We start from the raw sequence: 20,229 nt of genomic DNA, 5'->3' as shown, positions 1-20,229 counted from the left end.
CACCACTTCTTTCAGTCTACAATAAGAACAGGAACATTTCAATAAGGCATTCCTAAATTGATTGTTGGCCCTCAAACAAATCTTCTTCCGTTAAAGAAGGCTGAGGTCGGGAAAGAACCGTTTAGCTCCGAGAAATAAGAAGAAATTTCCGAAAATTGCTCTTTAATTTTTGGAGAATTTCGGCTTATTTCCGAAGGCGTTGGTTCTGTTCCCGCCGTTTATCAGGTTTTGATCCTGGGACAAAAATCCAAAGTGGTTTTTGTCCCAGGATCAGTCTTTATAGATACCTCGTTAGCTTTAACTAGTTTTATTTAACCACCATATACTCACGATAATTTTCCGAGAACGTATCCATTAGCGTATAAATTCGTTCAAAATCATAGTCACGACTAGGGTCATCATACCAAACACATTGAATACTTCCAATAATTGGAAGATTTGGGCTACCTGCTGGCACATCTGTAAATGCTTTTTTCGACATATTTGCTAAAGCATCATCATATTGATAAATGCCAGAATCAACATTGCCAGCGACCCAATACCACGCATCATTGGTATTAAAAATTTTGTGTCCTTTTTGAACAAAGTACTCAGGTTTGGCTACGTCATATCCGCTCCAACCGGCTGTCCAATAAGAAATAATAATCTCTGGGTCAAATGTACCGAAAGAATCGTCGCTGTTGTAATAAATGCCATCATTGAAGCTCATTGGCTGCATGCCCGCATCTTTAATTATTTTAGCTAAATCATTCGCATAAGCGACAAAATCCTTGTAGCGCCCAGAAGATTGCAGTTTCGCCCAACCGCCTGTGTCGACATCATTTGCATACTCATCGCCACCAAAATTGAAAATTTCACTATGCGCGGAAAAATAAGCCACGTACTTACTGATAATCGCCTTTGTGAAATTCACTGCCTTTTGGTTCCCTAAATCTACTGTTCGTTTTGAGCCATCAAAAGCGGGATTTTTAATCGCTAGTTTTTCCATGGCCACTAACAAGGCATCCATATGTCCTGGACTGTTAATCACGGGAATGATGTTGATGTTGCGCTCTTTCGCAAAAGCCAACAACCGATCCATTTCTTTTTGTGTTAACGCGTTGCCATTAGGATCATTGTAATACGCGTTGTTGCCTCGTTGGATTGCTTTTGAAACCCGGTTGTGGTTGTATTTTTTACCATTCACATTGACCGACATATCATCCAAAATAAACCGTAAGCCATCATTTCCTAAAATTAATTGGACATCTGTGTACCCATTTTGACTGGCTTTGGCCACTAATTCTTCCAGTTGCTCCACGGAAAAATATTTTCTTCCCGCATCAATGGAAAAGACACTTTTTAAAGGTTGTGTTTGTTTCTCTTTTAAATTATCCAAAGCTGTTTGGACCTCCGTTTGCCAAGTAGTCACTTGCGCGGCTGTATACGTTTTTCCCGCAAGTTCTGTTGCGACTGTCTCTTTTGTTGTTTGTAGTGCTTGAATCGTTTCTGGTGTATAGCTTTCTGACTTTTCAATGGCTGTAACTGCTTGATCCAACACACGATATAAAGTGGTTAAGTCAATGGCTAACAGGCCTTTTTCTAATTCAGCATCATAGGTGTTTGAAATCCCTTGGCCATAATCGCCACCTAAAATAGCTTTATTCACATCATAAAGCGTCGTTGCTTGTGTCACTGCTTCTGCGGCTTTATTTTGTGCTTCAAGGTCTGTGTTGGCGTAGCTAATTCGTTTTAAATAGTGCTGCGCAGCCGCTTGCATCTCTGCAAGAGAAACGCCTTTACTCTCTGCAATGGCCGTTTTTGTCCAAAGTAAATTAGAAGGTTTTATCTGATTTAAATCGTCTTCATTATAGGTGCGACCATCGCGATCTAAGGCATAGAGGAACATGCCCCCTAAATTATTTTCATAAGAATAACGAGCTACTTTATACATGTTACTTTCCATATACGGCTCTTTTGTGTCATACCAGCGGTTGCGATCTTGCTCTTCTGGGAAAGTTAATCCTGGAACAAATCGTTCCCCATTGAGAACCGGACTTAAATTATTTAATGCTCGTTGCGTGCGTTGGTCATCGCTACCATACTGTTGATACGCGAGAAAATCGAAACAGTCACTGACATCTTGTAAAGGTGGTAAATATTCTGCATTGGTATCATACAAAAATGGACGATCCGTTCCCGACTTTGGTCCAATGTATTTTGATAATGCACGAATGACACCATTAGATAGCACAATATCTTTTTCACTTGGACGAGTTTCCATGTCAATATCTAACCCATCAATTCCTAAATCATCGACAAATTTGGTTAACAGCTCTTTCGCATAAGCATCAAATTCTGCTTCTGTAGGCGTTGTTCCTGCGTAAGGAACTTTTAATAGCTCGCTGTAATCAATCCCACGAACTAAACGAACACCTCGTGCATGTAATGCTGGCGCATACTCATTTTTTAACGTATCATAAAATGGCTGTGCAAGTGCTTCTTGTCCTTTTGGCACATAACTAAAGACATTCACAATGTCAATACCATAAGGAATATCGTGCATCGTTAGCCAATTTTCATCTGGCAATGTTGTATTAACTCCTTGCATCGTTTTGTCACGCCAAGCCCGATAGTAAACCATAAAATGTTTCTCTTGGTCCGGTTCATTGGCTTGGCTGACCATTGGTTGATGAAACAGACTAAATAAGATAAACGCCAAGCCAACCAATAACGAAAGACCTAGCCAACTGACAATTGTTTCTCTGTTTTCTCCTCTTCTTGTCGATAAATTGTTCCCCACTTTGAACACCATTCCTTTCTGCACTCCGTTCATTTTGGTGTATCCACCTAAAAAGAAAGCGCATACACAACCATCAATAGAATAACAAAAAATAACGAATTTGCAAAATAGAAACTGGAAAAATGAGGATTTTCTATAAAAATCTTTTCCCGCCTAAAATCACTTTTGTTAGACGGCGTTTAAATGTAAATTTTGAGACATGCAAGAAAAACAGGCCTATTTTTCTTGCATGTCTCCTTTACTTAGTCGTGATCAACATCGGCGATTTTCACAACAATTTTCCCTTGTGCTCGTCCTGTCAGTGAATAATCCACCGCTTCTTGAATTTGGCTAAAAGGAACGACTCGGTCAATTATCGGCTGTAATTTTCCCTGTTCAATGAACTCAGTGAGTAAAGCTAATTGCTCGCCATCGGGACGCATAAACAAAAAATGATAACTAACATCTGTGGCTTGCTCCAAGCGATGAATCTTGCGAGTAGCTATTTTAAAAGCCCATTGTTTCCAAAGCGGCAAGCCATACTCTTTAGCAAAACGTTCGTTGGGAATGCCTGACAATGTAACGACTTTTCCCTGAGGTTTAACCACTGAGAAAGCTTTTTCTAAGATTGTCCCCCCCATTGTATCAAACACATAATCGTAGTCGGATAAAACTTCTTCAAAATTTTGTGTCCGATAGTCAATCACTTCATCTGCTCCCAACGCTTGAACCCATTCTTTATTTCTACTACTCGTTGTGGTGGCAACGTAAGCGCCTGCTAGTTTTGCTAATTGAATCGCAATGGTTCCAATCCCTCCTGAACCTGCTTGAATCAGGACTTTCTGGCCTGGCTGCACATTCATAATATCATGTAGCGCTTGATAACTTGTCAAACCGACTAACGGAATGGCCGCAGCTTCTTCAAACATTAAATTTTTCGGCTTCATAGCTACATCCGCTTGATCCACTGCAATATATTCAGCAAAAGTTCCCACGCGATTTTTGGGTACTCGCCCGTAAACTGCATCGCCCAGCCTAAAATTTTGAACTTTTTTTCCAACAGAGACAACAATCCCAGCAAAATCACTGCCTAAAATCAGTGGCATTTGATAATTTAAAAGCATCTTTACTTTGCCATCTTTTGTTTTTAAATCAATCGGGTTGATACTGGCAGCGATAATTTTGACCAAAACATCGTTGTCATGAATGGTGGGTAAGGGCACCTCCTCGATTGCTAATTCTTTTTGTCCGTATTTATGAATTAAAGCGGCTTTCATCATTGAATCTTTCCTCTCTTTACTATCCTTTTTATCGGTTTAAAAGTTTAAACCTTTAATCAATTAGTATCTTAACGAAAAATGGGATCCACGTCAAGTTTCAGCCCTCAGCGTATTTTATTGACAAAAAACACGAAAAATGGTTTAATCGTTTAAAAATACGAACCAAAGAGGCGAAAGATTATGAAAGAATTAGAAGGAATTCAAACAGAATTTACTGCGCTTAGTGATTTTTTAATCGCATTGGGTGATGAAAAACGCCAAGCAATTATTATTGCACTGCTAGAAGACCAGGCCTGTGTTGGCCGTCGTGTCACTGAGTTAACAGAGGCGACACAACTCTCACGCCCCGCTGTTTCTCACCACTTAAAAATTTTGAAACAAGCCAAATTAATTGATTGTCGCAGTGAAGGAACTAAAAATTATTACTCACTTTCTCACGATACCACCAAAATTGAGCAACTCCAACAACTATTGACCCACATTACGTCGATTATGCCAGGGAGGAAGCAAGCATGAAAAAAATTCTCGTGGTCCTCACAAACGTCTCCCGTTATCACGGCACCGAAGAACCAACGGGCCTCTGGCTAGGTGAAGCCACGGAGTTCGTGGAAGAAGTAACCAAAGCAGGATTTTCAGTTGACTATATTAGTCCCCAAGGAGGCTATGTCCCTTTGGATCCCCGGAGTATGAAATATGTAGATTCATCCATTATGGCGGTTTATGAAAGTGCCGATTTTCAAGAACGAGCGCTAGCGCATTCCCTCTCTCTTGAAGAAATTGAGCCAGATGAATACGCAGCGATTTACTTTACAGGAGGCCATGGCGTTATGTGGGACTTTCCTGATAATCCTCAGTTGCAAGCAATCACTCGTAGCCTTTACGAACAGGGCAAGTACCTAACTTCTGTTTGTCACGGAATTGCTGGTCTTTTAAATGTCAAAGATGCGTCAGGAAATTATTTGATTGCAGATAAAACCATTACTGGCTTCACTACTGCAGAAGAAATTTTAGCCATGAAAAAAGCAGTTGTTCCTTTCTTAAACGAAACAATTGCCAAAGAACATGGTGCTACTTTTGCGAAAAAGCGTCCCTATAAAGAATTTGCGTATCAAGATGGCCGTATAATCACTGGGCAAAATCCTTTTTCTGTCCGCGCTGTCGCAAGATTGTTAATTCAACAACTATCAAAATGAAACAACAGCGACTACTTTTAGGTAGTCGCTGTTGTTTCATTGCTTCTTCTTTTTTCCGAAAGCCGAAGCCCTAACATAAAAAATTTTTGATTAGCTAAAGAGTAACATCGCGCCAATTAAGATAATTAGGTTAATTAAGCCTAAGACAATCATTGGTTTGGCCATGAATTTTGTCCAAGTGGCATATTGAACTTTGGAAATTTCCAAACCACCCATTACGACACCAGATGTTGGCGTGATCAAATTAATCAAGCCACAACCTGAAGCAAAAATCATAACCATCACTTCTGGACTTAAACCAATGTTTTTAGCTAACGCACCCATTACAGGAATAGAAACGTACGCTAAACCAGAAGTTGAAGGAATTAGGAAAGATAAACCTAAGTATAAAACAAAGGCACCGATGACAAATAAGACTGGGGAGAGTCCTTGTAATAAGCCTGCCGCTTTATCAAGGATAAATGAATCTAAATACGTTTTAGACATCAAAACAGATGCCCCGCGAGCAACTACGATAATTAAAACAACGGATAACATATCTTTGGCACCGTCGATAAATGCTTCAATGGTTTCTTTTTCAGTAAAGCGACCAATCAAGGCAGCAATGATCCCTAAAAGGAAGAACCACATCGCTAAGTCGCCAAAGTACCAGTCACCGAAACTGTTGCCTGTTAAAACAGACGTCCAGCCTTTGAAAATCGTCACTCCAAAGTCGTTCCATGGAATTAAGGAAACAATCATAATGACAAAACAGAAAGCGAATACCATTAAGATTTTTTTATGACGATTCGTAAATGGCATTTCTTTCGACGCTGCTTGTCCATACGTTTTTTCCATATCCTCTTGTTCTTGTAAAGATAAAATTGTTGAACCTTTGTCAGCCTTCACTTTTTTCGCATAACGCATCACAATGAAAATAGAATAGCTGGTAGAGGCCGCCCACAAAATAGCACCGACAATTAAAATAATTCCTGTATTCGGCTGAATGCCAATACCTCGTAACGCATCCATCGCTACCCCTGTGGAGAAAGGGTTAACCGTTGAACCGATAACACCTGATCCTGCACCCAATAGCACAGTGCCTACTGCGACAAACGTATCAAAACCAGCGGCGACCATGGTGGCACTCAATAAACCATAAAAAGGAATTGTTTCTTCTGCCATTCCATAAGTCGACCCACCAATAGAAAATAAAATCATTAAAATCGGAATGATTTTCAATTCGTTCCCTTTTAACTTTTTAACGACTGATTGAATCCCTGCTTCAAGAGCCCCAGTTTGTGTCACAATATTTAAAAAGCCACCAAGTACTAAAATAAAAATATTAATTTCAATGGCATCTTTAAACCCATTGAATGGAGCCATGATAATATCCGATAATTTGGCCCCTACCACGTGATCAACCATTTTGCCATCAATTTCTCTTGGGGTAAATGGCTGGCCATTTAGCAAGACCGTTACGATACCTAAAACAATTAAAATAATAAATAAAATACTAAAAGACGAAAGCTGTTTTTTGTTTTTCTTCTTTTTTTCTGCCATATCCTTTTATACAGGAACCTACTTTCCTGTATCTCCCTTCTCTATGATTAATTACTCAATCGATCAATAAAGAATGGCGTATCTAGAAAAGTTAAGAATTTATGACTGTAGCTAATACGGTTCATTTGGACTAATTTTTTCATAACACTGCTTGCTGTTTCCCGCGTGGTTCCACTCATTCGTGCAATGTCATTAATGGTAATTGGACAAGCAATTGCAACGCGTTCCCTGTTGTCAATTCGTTCTCCTAAATCATTTAATAACATCGCCAGTGATGTCACAATCCGTTCACATGCATCATTGGTTGTTCCTTTTTGGATTTTGATCATACTTTCTTTTAAAAGGACCGATTGTTCTTGAATCCAATGAATCAATTGCTGGGGATTATTTTGGAGAAAACGCTCAAACAGTTTAACTGGCACAAACACAACCTCAATATCCGTATAGGCAATCGCGGAGTCGTAATGAACCTCATCTTGAAACAGTCCGATTCTCGGAAAAAGAGCCTGCTTTTTCATAAAATGCAGATAGGAAAAATTACCACTGCGATCATTTTTTTCAATTTTAATGACACCCGAAACCAATAAAATCAAATGATTTCTCGGATCACCTGGATAAAAAAGGACTTGGCCTTTTTTATAGGAGCGAACGAAACTCTCGTTGCGCAATTCTGTTAGTTCTGATTCAGAAAAGTATTGAAAATCTTGATTATTTTTAGTGATTATTTTCTCTATCATCATCTTAATTCTCCTAAATACTATACTTTATTTTGTCACAACCGTTCCTACGATTTCATCGCCGCTCATACTTCCTAAGTTTTCCAAAGAAGTGATAATTGCTTGTTTATTGGGTTGGCTTTCTACAAACTGAATGGCGGCTTCAATTTTCGGTAACATACTACCTGGTGCAAAATGACCCGCTTGTTTGTATTCTTCCAACTCTGCTACAGTGACATTGGTTAATTGTTTTTCATCTGGTTTGCCATAATTAATACACACATAATCCACGCCAGTTAAAATAACTAGTGCATCCGCATCCACTAATTCTGCCAGTTTTTCAGAAGCAAAATCTTTATCGATTACTGCTTCGACACCTTTTAATTCTTGTCCTACGACAGGGATGCCACCACCACCACATGAAATGGTAATTATATCATTTTTTATTAAGGTATTAATAGTCTCAGCCTCGTGGATGTCAATTGGCTTAGGACTTGGAACGACTTTGCGCCAGCCACGTCCTGCATCTTCTTTAAAAATAGCACCTGCTTGCATTGCTTCTTTGGCTTCAGCTTCTGTTAAAAATGGACCAATCGGTTTTGTTGGATTTTTGAATGCCTCATCTGCTGGATCTACGACCACCTGTGTTAAAACAGTAGCCACTTGTTTCTTGATTCCTGCTTTGTTTAATTCTTGATTAAGCGCATTGGACAACCAGTAGCCGATACTTCCTTGTGTCATAGCAACACACGTATCTAGCGGCATCGCTGGATTTTTTTCAGAATCAGCTGCTTGTTGTTGCAATAATAGATTTCCGACTTGTGGACCATTGCCATGTGAAACAATCAACCGATGCCCTTGTTTAATTAAATGAACTAAATAGGCAGATGTTTGAACTAATGCTTGCTGTTGTGCATGTGCGCTAGCATCATTTGAAAGGATGGCATTTCCGCCTAGTGCAACGACCATTTTTTTCCCCATTACAAATCCTTCTTTCCTATCATAATAAAGAATAGGCCGCCCTTCAAAAGAATCTCTTAAAGGGCGAAACGACTATTCTTTTTTCAATGTTTTTTCAGTTGCTTCCTACACACGAGGAATGAATAAGTTGCCTAAAGTAGCTGCCATGATCGCTTTAATAGAATGCATTCTGTTTTCTGCTTCTTCAAATTGACGACCATATTTACTGCGGAAGACTTCATCCGTAATTTCCATTTCAGTAATGCCAAATTTTTCAGCAACCATTTCACCGTATTGTGTTTTCGTATCATGAAAGGCTGGCAAACAGTGTAATACAATTAAATCGCCATCCATGTTTTCGGTTTTTTCTAACATAGCCATATTAATTTGATAAGGTTTCAACAGATTGACACGTTCTTCAAATTTATCTTCTTCACCCATGGACACCCAAACGTCTGTATATAACACGTTGGCTCCTTTAACACCTTTAGCAACGTCGTCTGTAATCATTAATTCTGCACCAGATTCTTTCGCAAATTCTTTTGCATAATTAACGACTTCATCAGAAGGGAACAATTCTTTTGGTGCACAAATGCGAACATTTACGCCTAAAATAGCACCTGTCACTAACAAGCTGTTTGCCATGTTGTTACGGCCATCGCCGACATATACTAAAGTGATTCCTTCTAAACGACCAAAGTTTTCTTTCACTGTCATAAAGTCCGCAATCATTTGTGTTGGATGCCATTGATCCGTTAAACCATTCCAAACAGGAACACCAGAATATTTCGCTAAATCTTCCACTACTTCTTGACTAAACCCACGGAACTCAATCCCGTCAAACATACTACCTAAAACAATCGCTGTATCTTCAACAGATTCTTTTTTACCTAATTGAATATCGTTGGCGCCTAAATACTCAGGATGTGCCCCTAAATCAATCGCTGCTGTCGTAAACGCAGAGCGTGTCCGTGTCGAAGTTTTTTCAAATAAAAGAGCGATATTTTTTCCTTCTAAATAGTGATGTGGAATCCCTTTTTTCTTCAATTCTTTTAAGTGAATACTGAAGTCTACCAAATACTCTAATTCTGCTCTTGTAAAATCTTTTTCTGCTAATAAACTACGTCCTTGAAATACTGAATTCATGATGATTCCTCCTATTTTTGGGTGTTTTTTAAAGATCTTCACGGTAAAGTGGCATACTCATACAACGAGGGCCACCACGGCCACGTACTAGTTCACTTCCTGGAATGTAATTCAATTTCACGCCTGCTTCTTCTAGCGCTTTATTCGTAATCGTATTCCGATCATAAACAACAACTTCCCCAGGGGCAATTGCTAATGTATTTGAACCGTCGTTCCATTGTTCACGGGCTGCTGCGGTTAAATTTCCAGCACCGCAACGGATTAATTGAACATTGTCTAAATGCAAGTATTTGCATAAAATGTTATCTAATGTATCTTTTTCTTTTGTAATTTGGATGTCTCCATCTGCTTTTTCAGTGATCGAGTAAACAACCAAACCACCTTCGATTTCTGGATGAATCGTAAATTTATCATAGTCAATCATGGTAAAAACGGTATCTAAATGCATGAATTTACGATGTTCACCGATATCAAAAGCCAAGATATTTTTGAATCCTAATTTTTGTTCAAAAATATTTCTCGCAATTTTTTCAATTGACGCGGCATCCGTTCTTTGAGAAATCCCAATGGCCACCACTTCTTTTGAAAGAATTAATTCATCGCCACCTTCAATTCTGGTTGATTCTGAACGATCATAGACTCTAGGAACCTCTTTTCCAGCAAAACGAGGATGATAATCAAAAATGTATTGCCCAAAAATGGTTTCCCGTTGTCGAGTTACTGAATACATATGATTTAAAGAAATCCCGTGCCCCATTGTCGCAAAGTTATCACGCGTGAAGTATAAGTTAGGCATTGGATCAATAATGAATGGATAATCCGCTTCAACCATATCTGTTAAAAATTCTTGCTCATATTTAGGTAATTCTTGTTTTTGAATGCCAGCAATCGCTTTTTGAATCAGTTCTTCGTTGTCGTCAATTTCTAACATTAACTCTCTAACTTTTTCTTTTGCTGATTCACTGCGAATATTGGCTTCTTCTAAGAATTGGTCAATAAATTGTCGGCGGACCTCTTCATTAATCAACGCTTCAGCAGCTAAGTCCTCTAAATAGACCACTTCGATATCTTTTGATCGTAACAACTCTGCAAATGCATCATGTTCTGCTTGTGCTTTTTCTAAAAACGGAATATCATCAAACAACAATCTCTCCAGATAATCTGGCATTAAATTTTCTAATTCCTTACCTGGACGATGTAACATCACTGTTTTCAATTTCCCGATTTCAGAAAATACATTAATTGGATGACTCATGTGAAATAACCTCCTCAACTTAATTACAAACACAGAATAACAGACCTGATTAACCTAGGACGTGAGCCATTTGCCAAACAAAATACCAAATATACAACGGTATTCTTTCTTATGCATATTTTCAACCTAAAAGAATGCGCTTTCATAGATATTCTAAAAAAATAATGCATAATTAAATAAAAAAAAATGCATTTATTCAAAAAAAATTATTTCTCCATACACATAATAAAGTTATAATCTTATAGAGGTAAAAGGAAGGGAGCCAGAAGTCAAAACGACTTCTGGCTCCCTTCCTTTTATGCGTTACTTTTTGACAAAGGTGTTGGCTGAATAAATTGTTGAAAATACTGCTCTAGTTCTTGTGCTTTTTCCTCGGATGATGAAACAATAATAACAGTGTCGAAGCCAGCGACAGAACATTTCTTTTCACACAAAGACACTTCATCAAGTACAGCTGAAAACAATGTTGCGTTGTCTGGTAATGTATGAACCACTAGTAAAAAGGCGACACGTTCAACTTTGGTCACTACCTCACGAATTGCTTGTATCAACTGTTCTTTTTTTCGTTCTTCTAAAGAAGTGAATTGTTCAAAAATCGTTAACCGCATCTCGCCAGACTCATCCAATGCTTTGACGACTTTTAATTCCCATAAATCCCGTGAAATCGTTGCTTGTGCGACATTTATCTCGCGCTTTTTTAATTCTCTTAACAACTCATTTTGACTATGAATTACAGTTGTTTGAATGATTTTTTTAATCAAACTTTGGCGTGTTTGCTTATTCACAAATAACACCCTTCCTCCAGACATTTACAAAGCAATACTAGCAGAATCTCTCTAATTAGAATAGAAAAAGGGTCGTTTAGCTAAAAGGTTCTCATTGATTTTGTCGGATATTTCGCATTCAAAAAAGTGAGACTTGCACAATTTAGTAAAACGTTGTACAGTGATTTTAGGGAATTACTGGCACCGTTTTAAATAACAGCAATGATGTTTTTTTGCATGATTAACTGAACTGGAGGAAAGTAATGAACCGATTAAAACGCCAAACGATGATTAAGCGATTGGTCACAGAAAATGAAATCCATACACAAAGTGAATTACTAGCATTATTGGAAAAAGAAAATATTCACACCACACAAGCAACTATTTCTCGTGACATTCGTGAGCTGAATTTAAACAAAGTAGACAATGGTCAAGGAGAAGCCTATTATCGTATCTTGAATAATTCTGCCCTTCGTCCAAAATATAAAACAGATGAAGAACGTCTTGTTGACATTATTATTGAAACTGGTGTTTCTTTAACACAAATAGAGTTCACAAATCTTTTAACCGTCTTACCTGGCAACGGGCAAGCCATTGGGGTTTTAATTGATCGCATACGTATCCACAACCCTCATATCTTGGGCTGCATCGCTGGGGATGATACCATCTTAATTCTTTCAAAAAATAAAGAAGATGCCCTTGAAGTTAACAACTATTTCCAGCAGTATTTGTACCACCCATAATTCATCACTTAGTAAAATCGACTATTTTTTGACATCATTGCTATTTTTATTAAAGATAAATAAAAAAAGGCGTCTCAGTGAAAGCTGAGGCGTTTTCTCATGAGTTTTTCTTTTGAACACCGTCTTTTTTTTGTATAATAATCAAAAAGCAAAGAAAGGGTTTCTTATGACTGAACAATTCATACTCACTTCAAACGATCAACAAACTCAGCTCAATGTACGTCATTGGCCCTGCCCTTCACCCAAAGCCGTAGTTCAATTGATTCACGGCATGGCAGAGCATATCCAACGTTATGATGAATTTGCTCGTTTTTTAAATCAATTAGGGTTTGCCGTAATTGGGCATGATCATCTAGGTCATGGCGAATCTGTACAACCAAGCGCACCGATCTATGGTTTTTTTGGAGAACAAGGGCCTGAAAATGTCGTTACAGATATTCATCAAGTGAAACAATGGGCTATGAATCACTATCCACAATTGCCCTATTTTATGATGGGTCACAGCATGGGGTCTTTCGCCTTGCGCAACTATCTGCAAGACTATCCTGTGACTATGCAAGGAGTCATTTTCATGGGCACTGGAACAAGTCCGTTACCTTTAACCGCAGCATTGCCTTTTATTAAAAAAATGGCCGAGAAACAGCCGAAAAAACCAGCTCCGTTCATTGATAAGCTGGCATTTGGTTCTTTTAGCAAAAAATTTCCTGAAGCAAGTTCCTTTAATTGGCTTTCTAAAAATCAAGCCAATGTCGCTGACTATGAAAATGACCCATTAATGGGCTTCGTATTTACCAATAATGGTTTTGCTACCCTTTTTTCGCTTGTTAAACGAGCCAATCAAAGGAATTGGTACCAAGCGATCCCAAAAGAATTGCCTATTTTAATCATTAGTGGCGCTGAAGACCCAGTTGGTGATTTCAGCAAGGGGCCAGCGAAAATTCAAAAGCAATTAAAGCATGCAGGTTTTCAGCATGTGACGTTACGACTATTTCCCACATTGCGTCATGAAATTTTATTAGAAACGGAAAAAGCTACAGTTTTTCAAGAAATTGGGCATTGGTTAACGGATTTAACGAATTAAAAAAGAAGGTTGATGTTGTGACATCAACCTTCTTTTTTAATCTATTTTCGTTAAACCGCCCATATAAGGACGTAGAACTTCTGGAATCGTTACGGTGCCATCTTCATTTTGATAATTTTCCAAAATGGCAGCCACTGTTCGACCAACAGCAAGTCCTGACCCATTAAGAGTATGGGCATATTGAACATGACCTGTTTTATCACGATAACGAATCAACGCCCGACGTGCTTGGAAGTCTTCACAGTTTGAACAAGAACTAATTTCTCGATACGTTTTCTGTGCCGGAATCCAAACTTCTAAATCATAGGTTTTCGCTGCCGAGAAGCCCATGTCACCTGTCGAAAGAGTAATCACTCGATAAGGGAGGCCCAATTTTTCTAAAATGTCTCCAGCATTGTTGGTCATTTTTTCTAATTCTTCATAGGAGTGTTCTGCATCACTAAATTTAACCATTTCTACTTTATGGAACTGGTGTAAACGAATTAATCCTCGGGTATCACGACCTGCACTACCCGCTTCCGAGCGAAAAGAAGGACTTAAAGCAGTAAAATAAATCGGTAACTCTTGCGCATCTAAAATTTCATTATTATAGTAGTTAGTTAACGGGACTTCCGCTGTGGGGATCAGCGTCAAATCACTTTCTGCAACTAGGAAGACATCTTCTTTGAACTTAGGAAACTGACCAGTGCCAAACATTGCTTTACTATTGACCAAATAAGGAGGAATCACCTCGGTATAACCATGTTCATTAACATGTTGATCTAACATAAAATTATAGACCGCTCGTTCTAAACGAGCCCCTAAGCCTTTGTAATAAAGAAAACGGCTACCAGATACTTTCGCGCCTCTTTCAAAATCTAAAATTCCTAAGGCTTCACCGATTTCCCAATGTGGTTTCGGTTCAAATGAAAAAGTTTTCGGCGTACTCCACCGCCGAACTTCTACGTTGGCGGCTTCGTCTGCGCCAACAGGCACACTCTCATGAGGTAAGTTAGGCAGACGTTCTGCAATTGCTGTGCATTGTTCTTGCAAATGAACAACTTCTTGGTCTAAAACTTTAATTTGCTCGCTAACTTCTTGCATATTTAGCAACTGTTGTGAAGCATCTTTTTGTGCACGCTTTAATTGTGCAATTTCTCCTGATACCTGATTACGGTGTTTTTTCAATTCTTCAACTTTAACAAGTAACGCTCTCCGTTCTTCATCTAAAGCCAAAAAGCGTAATAAAACTTCCTCGTCCACACCACGTGTTTTTAACTTTTTCTGTACCACTTCTACATTTTGGCGAATTTTTTTCATATCCAGCATCTTATTTCCCTCTTCATGATTAAATTTTAAACAATGGTGAATTTTACTTTTTCAAAAATTTCATTCTTCATTCGTTGGCCAGTCGCTGTGCCAGCTAAGCCACCTAAACCCGTTTCTCTCAATTCTCGTGGTAATTGACGGCCGACTTTATTCATGGCTTCCACCACTTCATCTGCTGGTATTTTATTTACAATTCCAGCTAAAGCCATATCTGCAGCGATTAACGCATTGCCTGCACCTACTGTATTTCGTTTGACACAAGGAATTTCGACTAACCCAGCCACTGGGTCACAAACTAAACCTAATAAATTCCCTAAAGCCATAGCAAAAGCTTCAGAAGATTGGCGTGGTGTTCCGCCAGCCGCTTCAACAGCTGCAGCGGCGGCCATCGCTGAAGCACTGCCTACTTCGGCTTGACATCCACCAACAGCACCAGCAATCATCGCATTGTTGGCTGTGACCATTCCAAATAAAGAACTGGTAAATAAGAAACGAATTTGTTGATCACGCGTTAAATTCAAGGTATTTTTAATCGCTGTTAAAACCCCTGGTAAGGTGCCACTTGCACCAGCGGTTGGCGTTGCGCAAACAACGCCCATTGCTGCATTGACTTCATTAGTACCTAGTGCGGCTTGAACTGCAGACATCATTAAATCACCTGATAACGTTTTGCCAGCTGCGCGGTATTTTTTTAAACGTGCCGCATCACCGCCCGTTAACCCAGTAGGAGAAAAAACGCCTGCTCCTTCTTGCGAGCGTTTGACAGCAGCATCCATAACATCCAAATTTTGACCCATCTGTGTCCAAATTTCTTCATAGCTTTTTTGGCTACGCTCCATTTCTTGCTCAATCATCAAATCAGAGATTTTTTTTCCTGTTTTTTCAGCTTTATCGATAAATTCTTCAATCGAAAGGTACATATGTCAAACTCCTATCATAATAAGATTATTTTCGATGTGTCATCTAGTGAAAACAGTTGTTCTTTCACCGAGGAAATTGGTGCCGAATCTAAGTCAAAGATGAATAAAATTTGATCCCCTTCCACATAACGAGACACCGCATTCACTTGAATATTATTTTTTTGTAACGTATCTTTAAAAGCTTGCATCGCCTGCTCTTCTTGATTAATGACTAACAAAATAGGTAAAGGACCATGTAGTTGGACATTGAAACCGTCTAATTCAATGTATTTCACCTCGATAGTGCCGCCACCTACAGAAATTCCTGTTAAATGGATTTCGTGCGTTGCATCACTGAGTGTCACACATGCTGTATTAGCATGCTTCACTGGACTTTCTTCACTCATTTCTAAAAATTGAATCTCAATTCCTTGTTCTTCCGCAAGTTCAATGGATTGTGTTACGTTGGCATCATCTGCTGCTAGTCCAAGAATTCCGCCAATAATTGCAAAATCAGTCCCATGTCCTTTATGCGTGTCTGCAAAAGATTCATAGTATTTAATCACAATTTTTTCTGGCGTTCCGCCGAATAACTTTCTTGCCGCTAAGCCAATTGCTAAGGCCCCAGCTGTATGCGAACTAGAAGGACCAATCATAATAGGACCGATAATGTCAAAACAACTTTTGTAGTTCATTACTTTGTTCACTTTTTTAGGTTTATTGATGGCCATAGCTGTGTTCATACGTAACTCCTCCTTTGGTTTTTACTGCTTCTTTTTCTTTTTCACTGGTTACTTCCGTCGTTCCTTCAAATTCTGGTGTATTATCCACCGCTTCAATTCTGTAACGTTTAAAGACCAGCGCACCTAAAAATCCAAACATCAGACTGACCACTGTGATAATCGCTACTGCTAGTAAAGTCGTTTGAATGGCATTGTTACCTAATGTCACAAGTAAACCAGCCCACGGTGTTGCCATTCCTGTCACAGGTACTTTTAAGCCAAAGAAAGTCACTACAATACCACTAACCATTCCTGAAAATAAATTCGTTGCGTAAATAGGTATTGGATTGGAGCTGATGATATCGACTTGTGTTAATGGCTCAATTGCCACAGCTAACGGAGTTGAAGCTGTGCCTAGTTTTAACTTTTTAAATAGCGCCGCATTGACAATGGAACTGCCGTAACAAGTCAACGCACCGACAGCCATTGGTACACCAGTCAAACCAATCAAGGCAGTTAAAACCATTGAACTTAACGGTGTCATACCAACAATCGGGATAATAGCACCTAAAATTGCGCCCATCACATATGGATTGCCATCTACTGCACTTAAAATCGTGCCCCCAATAACTTCTAGGACACCTAATACAACGGGTTGAATAAAACCAGCAACTAACGAAGCAGCGACTGGAATGACTAAAATAACGACTAATAAGTCAATCCCTTCTGGAATACGTTTTTGCATCTGCTCAACAACAAAAGATAAAAGATACGCGGTAATAAAAGCTGGTAACAAGCTGACTTTAATCAATGACAGACCTAAAATAATTGAAAAAACTGGACTAATCCCGAAAGCCAGCGGCACAAGAGCTCCAGCTGCTAAACCACCTAGACTACCCATAGTTTCACCAATTTGCGACACATAATCTAAATGAAAAACGCCGCCTACTGCATACCGCAAAAATGCCTCTGGTAGAAAGGTGGCACAAGCTGCACCAGACAAAGCACTTAAAGATTTTTTCCCTCGCGGTGCTTTAAAAGAGAATAGGGACATGCCACATAAAACTAAGACTAACATCAAGATTCCTGATAACGTTTTCATTTCTTTGCCTCCAACTATATTTTTTTATAACGGATGGTACTCCTGAATAAAATTTTTATTGCTCAACAAGTGAAAGAATGAGCGAACATTCCGATGAACTAAAGTACAATGAGTAACAAAAATTTCATTCCACATTCAGAGTATACGACTAAACAAAAGTTTAGTCAATGTATTTTTTTAACGTAAAGAATCTTATTGCTTTTCCATTAAAAAAGTATTACACTAAAATTAATTTCAGTGTAGGGGAGGATATCACTTGGAGTCATATTTACGTTTAAGTGAAGTAGATAAACAAATCTTACATTCACATGCCTTAATGCTTGATGGATTAGGGAACTTCTTTGGTAGTACCCATGAAGTCATTCTTCATAGTTTAGAAAATTTGGAAAGTTCAGCTATCAAAGTCATCAATGGCCATTTCAGTAACCGCAAGGAAGGTGCCCCCATTACTGATATGGCGTTAAAAATGTTAAGTCAAGTAGAGTCGGAACATGATTACGCTGTGAAACCCTACTACAATAAAAATCAAAAAGGGGTTATTTTAAAATCTTCCACCATTCCAGTTATCGGTGAAAATGATCGTATTATTGGATTGATCTGTATCAATATGCATTTAGAAATGCCATTAATTGATTACTTGCAAGACTTATTACCTTCAGGACAACAAAATGATATGTCCCAAGAGCTTAAAAATTCTGAACATTTTTCTGACAATATTGACGAATTAATCACTACTTCACTGACAAAAGTAAAACAAGCAGTAGAAAGCGATCCAAATGTATCACATTTGAATCAAAATAAAGAAATTGTTATTCGTTTATATGATCAAGGAATTTTTAATCTCAAAGATTCTGTCATAAAGATTGCCGATCGATTAGGTATTTCAAAAAATACCATCTATTTACATATCCGCAATCATAAAAAAGAAGAAGCTTAAAACATCAAAGCCACCAACGCTAACTAGCGTTGGTGGCTTTGATCACTTCTCTTCTATTTTAATTTGGTAAATCAAACAAGTAAGGTGTCCCTATTTCTCCATTTAACGTAACATCTAAGCGATTTTTTGTGCCGGGAACTAAATTACTGGCTGTGAAATTCCCTTGGGCATCCGCAGTAAAACTTGCTAAAATCACCCGCGCATCATCTGCACGTGACACTAAAATAGTTGCATTCGGTGCTGTTTTACCAGAAATTGTTCCTTGTTTCGGATCAATCGTAATATTGCTAAAAGAAAGCGCTGCTTCTTGTCCTGAACTTGGAATGTCAATTTGGACAGGTGCACTATTCCGTTGATCAACGGTTGCGATTAATTGAGTAGTCGCTCCCGCTCTGGGACTAATTACTGTAAAATTGCCATTGGCATCCGCATAAAAAACACCTGCTTGTGCAGAAGCATCACCGACTACCGTTGCTGTAATGGTTGCATTAGGTAATGTAGTACCATTAATTTCATTTCTTTCAGGATTGAAAACAACATTGGTAATTGTAATGTTTGTATCAGGTGCTTGGTTTTGAGGGACTTCATTCGTTCCATCAGTTCCTGCAGAAGGCTGCGTGGCATTTTCTGACGGATTTTCCCCTGTCACATTAGAATTTTGACCCGTGACAGACGAATGACTACTTTTCATTTCTTGTTGACTAGAGGATTTCTGCGTGGCTTTCTTTGTTTCTTGCTTTGGCTTAGAATCATTTGTGCTTGCTGTTTTTTTGTTTCCACATCCTGCTAGACTTAAAGACAATACACTGAACGTTAACATACTGAACAAAGCAATTTTTTTCATTTTTCGTTACCTCCAGAAATCTTTTTGTAACATTAATGTAACATTGTTTTAAAAATCTAGCAATAATTTTTCAACCGTTTTCCTTTTTGTTTAAAAAGAAAAAACCTGCACAAAGGCATTTAGCCTTTGTGTAGGTTTTTATCTGCTAAATGGATTTAATGTTTGCGATAGCTTAAATAGTAAAAGCCAGAAACAAAAATGGCACCACCAATGATATTACCTAAATAAACAAAAATAAAATTACGGAAAAAATCCCCCCACTGAACGCCGCCTTCAAAAATTGCGGCTGGAATGATGAATGCATTCGCCACACTATGCTGAAAGCCAATTGCAACAAAAATCATTACTGGAAACCAGATGCCTAATAGTTTCCCCGCTGCATCTTTCGCACCATAACAAAGCCATAAGGCCAGACCTACGAACCAGTTACAGCCAATACCTGAAATAATTGCTTGAAGCCAAGTTGCTGCAACTTTATGTTCTGCAAGAGAAAGAACCTGATTTAAATAGGCGCCGCTACTGGTTAAACCTAAATAATGGCCAAAAAAATAGGCAACAAATAGGGCGCCAACCATATTTGCCAATGTAATTGTGACCCAGTTCACGAGTAATTCTCTGAAAGAGACCTTTTTAGCAAACCAAGCCGTACTCACCGCCATCATATTTCCTGTGATTAACTCACCACCAGCCATTAAAATAACAATTAGACCAATTGGGAAAACCGCAGCTCCCACTAAAGCTTGAACACTGGCTAAATCTGCTGGAATAGAGGCGGAAACACGCACATAAGCCAAATAGCCGAGGGAAATCATAGCCCCGCCGATAAATCCTAAAATGAGTTTTGCTACCAAAGGCTTTTGAATTTTTTTCTGACCATTTTCAATACTGATACTTAAAATTTCATCTGGTGTATACAAACATTTCACTTCCTTTGTTTTTTGTCCTCCTTTACTTTACCCTTATATCACAGAAATTC

At 38.6% G+C, this 20,229-nt stretch carries 19 protein-coding genes; 5 read left to right on the top strand and 14 right to left on the bottom strand.

The annotated features are described in order from the left end of the window. Positions 1–307: 307 nt before the first annotated feature. Positions 308–2,815 carry an EndoS/ChiA family endoglycosidase gene (locus IGK03_RS00495; RefSeq protein WP_010823365.1) on the bottom strand — a complete coding sequence of 836 codons (2,508 nt, stop codon included), beginning with the start codon at positions 2,813–2,815 and terminating at the stop codon, positions 308–310. 209 nt (positions 2,816–3,024) lie between these two features. Further along, positions 3,025–4,041 (bottom strand): NADP-dependent oxidoreductase, encoded by a 1,017-nt coding sequence (locus IGK03_RS00490; protein ID WP_430602402.1) that lies wholly within the window; start codon positions 4,039–4,041, stop codon positions 3,025–3,027. 180 nt (positions 4,042–4,221) lie between these two features. Here IGK03_RS00490 and IGK03_RS00485 point away from each other — a divergent pair, with 180 nt between their 5' ends. Together IGK03_RS00485 and IGK03_RS00480 are read left to right on the top strand one after the other, a co-directional pair. Next, positions 4,222–4,557: an ArsR/SmtB family transcription factor gene (locus IGK03_RS00485; RefSeq protein WP_002359261.1), complete on the top strand. Its 336-nt coding sequence runs from the start codon at positions 4,222–4,224 to the stop codon at positions 4,555–4,557. Continuing rightward, positions 4,554–5,234 (top strand): type 1 glutamine amidotransferase domain-containing protein, encoded by a 681-nt coding sequence (locus IGK03_RS00480; protein ID WP_010707958.1) that lies wholly within the window; start codon positions 4,554–4,556, stop codon positions 5,232–5,234. The genes IGK03_RS00485 and IGK03_RS00480 overlap by 4 nt, the downstream gene beginning before the upstream one ends. A 90-nt stretch (positions 5,235–5,324) precedes the next feature. On the opposite strand, the gene IGK03_RS00475 is transcribed toward IGK03_RS00480, so the two are convergent. The 6 genes from IGK03_RS00475 to IGK03_RS00450 all read right to left on the bottom strand — a co-directional run bounded on the left by IGK03_RS00475 (position 5,325) and on the right by IGK03_RS00450 (position 11,662). Continuing rightward, the gene (locus tag IGK03_RS00475; RefSeq protein ID WP_002356134.1) at positions 5,325–6,776 is read right to left on the bottom strand and encodes a YfcC family protein; all 1,452 of its coding nucleotides are present in this window, start codon (positions 6,774–6,776) and stop codon (positions 5,325–5,327) included. Positions 6,777–6,823: 47 nt separating this feature from the next. After that, positions 6,824–7,516, bottom strand: coding sequence for a Crp/Fnr family transcriptional regulator (locus IGK03_RS00470; RefSeq protein WP_002363490.1), 693 nt, complete (start codon positions 7,514–7,516; stop codon positions 6,824–6,826). Positions 7,517–7,540: 24 nt separating this feature from the next. After that, positions 7,541–8,473 carry a carbamate kinase gene (gene arcC, locus IGK03_RS00465; RefSeq protein WP_002356132.1) on the bottom strand — a complete coding sequence of 311 codons (933 nt, stop codon included), beginning with the start codon at positions 8,471–8,473 and terminating at the stop codon, positions 7,541–7,543. Positions 8,474–8,578: 105 nt separating this feature from the next. Then, positions 8,579–9,601 carry an ornithine carbamoyltransferase gene (gene argF, locus IGK03_RS00460; RefSeq protein ID WP_160747730.1) on the bottom strand — a complete coding sequence of 341 codons (1,023 nt, stop codon included), beginning with the start codon at positions 9,599–9,601 and terminating at the stop codon, positions 8,579–8,581. A 25-nt stretch (positions 9,602–9,626) separates the two neighbouring features. Further along, positions 9,627–10,853 (bottom strand): arginine deiminase, encoded by a 1,227-nt coding sequence (arcA, locus tag IGK03_RS00455; RefSeq protein ID WP_002356129.1) that lies wholly within the window; start codon positions 10,851–10,853, stop codon positions 9,627–9,629. 296 nt (positions 10,854–11,149) lie between these two features. After that, a complete protein-coding gene (locus IGK03_RS00450; protein ID WP_002383454.1) occupies positions 11,150–11,662 on the bottom strand; it encodes an arginine repressor in 513 nt (170 codons plus the stop codon). 218 nt (positions 11,663–11,880) lie between these two features. On the opposite strand from IGK03_RS00450, the gene IGK03_RS00445 reads away from it, so the two are divergent. Beyond that, positions 11,881–12,360, top strand: a complete 480-nt coding sequence (locus IGK03_RS00445; RefSeq protein WP_002356125.1) for an arginine repressor — start codon at positions 11,881–11,883, stop codon at positions 12,358–12,360. Between the two features lie 130 nt (positions 12,361–12,490). Beyond that, positions 12,491–13,441, top strand: coding sequence for an alpha/beta hydrolase (locus IGK03_RS00440; protein WP_016614437.1), 951 nt, complete (start codon positions 12,491–12,493; stop codon positions 13,439–13,441). A 36-nt stretch (positions 13,442–13,477) separates the two neighbouring features. Here IGK03_RS00440 and serS read toward each other — a convergent pair whose 3' ends face one another. The 4 genes from serS to IGK03_RS00420 are packed head-to-tail and all read right to left on the bottom strand — an operon-like array spanning position 13,478 to position 17,472. Then, entirely contained in the window at positions 13,478–14,749 is a 1,272-nt protein-coding gene (gene serS / locus IGK03_RS00435; RefSeq protein ID WP_202334728.1) for a serine--tRNA ligase, read from the bottom strand. 26 nt (positions 14,750–14,775) lie between these two features. Further along, on the bottom strand, positions 14,776–15,669 hold the full coding sequence (sdaAA, locus tag IGK03_RS00430) for an L-serine ammonia-lyase, iron-sulfur-dependent, subunit alpha (RefSeq protein ID WP_002356122.1): 894 nt from the start codon (positions 15,667–15,669) through the stop codon (positions 14,776–14,778). Between the two features lie 14 nt (positions 15,670–15,683). Then, complete coding sequence (sdaAB, locus tag IGK03_RS00425) at positions 15,684–16,379, bottom strand: L-serine ammonia-lyase, iron-sulfur-dependent subunit beta (RefSeq protein WP_002392236.1); 696 nt, start codon at positions 16,377–16,379, stop codon at positions 15,684–15,686. Next, the gene (locus IGK03_RS00420; RefSeq protein ID WP_002383466.1) at positions 16,366–17,472 is read right to left on the bottom strand and encodes a PTS sugar transporter subunit IIC; all 1,107 of its coding nucleotides are present in this window, start codon (positions 17,470–17,472) and stop codon (positions 16,366–16,368) included. Before IGK03_RS00420 ends, sdaAB begins: the two co-directional genes overlap by 14 nt. A 316-nt stretch (positions 17,473–17,788) precedes the next feature. Between IGK03_RS00420 and IGK03_RS00415 the strand changes: the two genes are divergently transcribed. Further along, complete coding sequence (locus tag IGK03_RS00415) at positions 17,789–18,409, top strand: helix-turn-helix transcriptional regulator (RefSeq protein WP_002383467.1); 621 nt, start codon at positions 17,789–17,791, stop codon at positions 18,407–18,409. 58 nt (positions 18,410–18,467) lie between these two features. Here the strand turns inward: IGK03_RS00415 and IGK03_RS00410 are convergent, their stop codons facing one another. Further along, entirely contained in the window at positions 18,468–19,253 is a 786-nt protein-coding gene (locus IGK03_RS00410) for a lipoprotein (RefSeq protein ID WP_010713639.1), read from the bottom strand. 155 nt (positions 19,254–19,408) lie between these two features. Continuing rightward, positions 19,409–20,170 carry a formate/nitrite transporter family protein gene (locus tag IGK03_RS00405; protein ID WP_002389593.1) on the bottom strand — a complete coding sequence of 254 codons (762 nt, stop codon included), beginning with the start codon at positions 20,168–20,170 and terminating at the stop codon, positions 19,409–19,411. Positions 20,171–20,229: the final 59 nt, after the last annotated feature.

The organism is Enterococcus sp. DIV2453a (assembly GCF_050533535.1).
GTDB lineage: Bacteria > Bacillota > Bacilli > Lactobacillales > Enterococcaceae > Enterococcus > Enterococcus faecalis.
The sequence above is the reverse complement of the archived record's forward strand: the minus strand, read 5'-3'. Positions and strand labels throughout refer to the sequence as shown.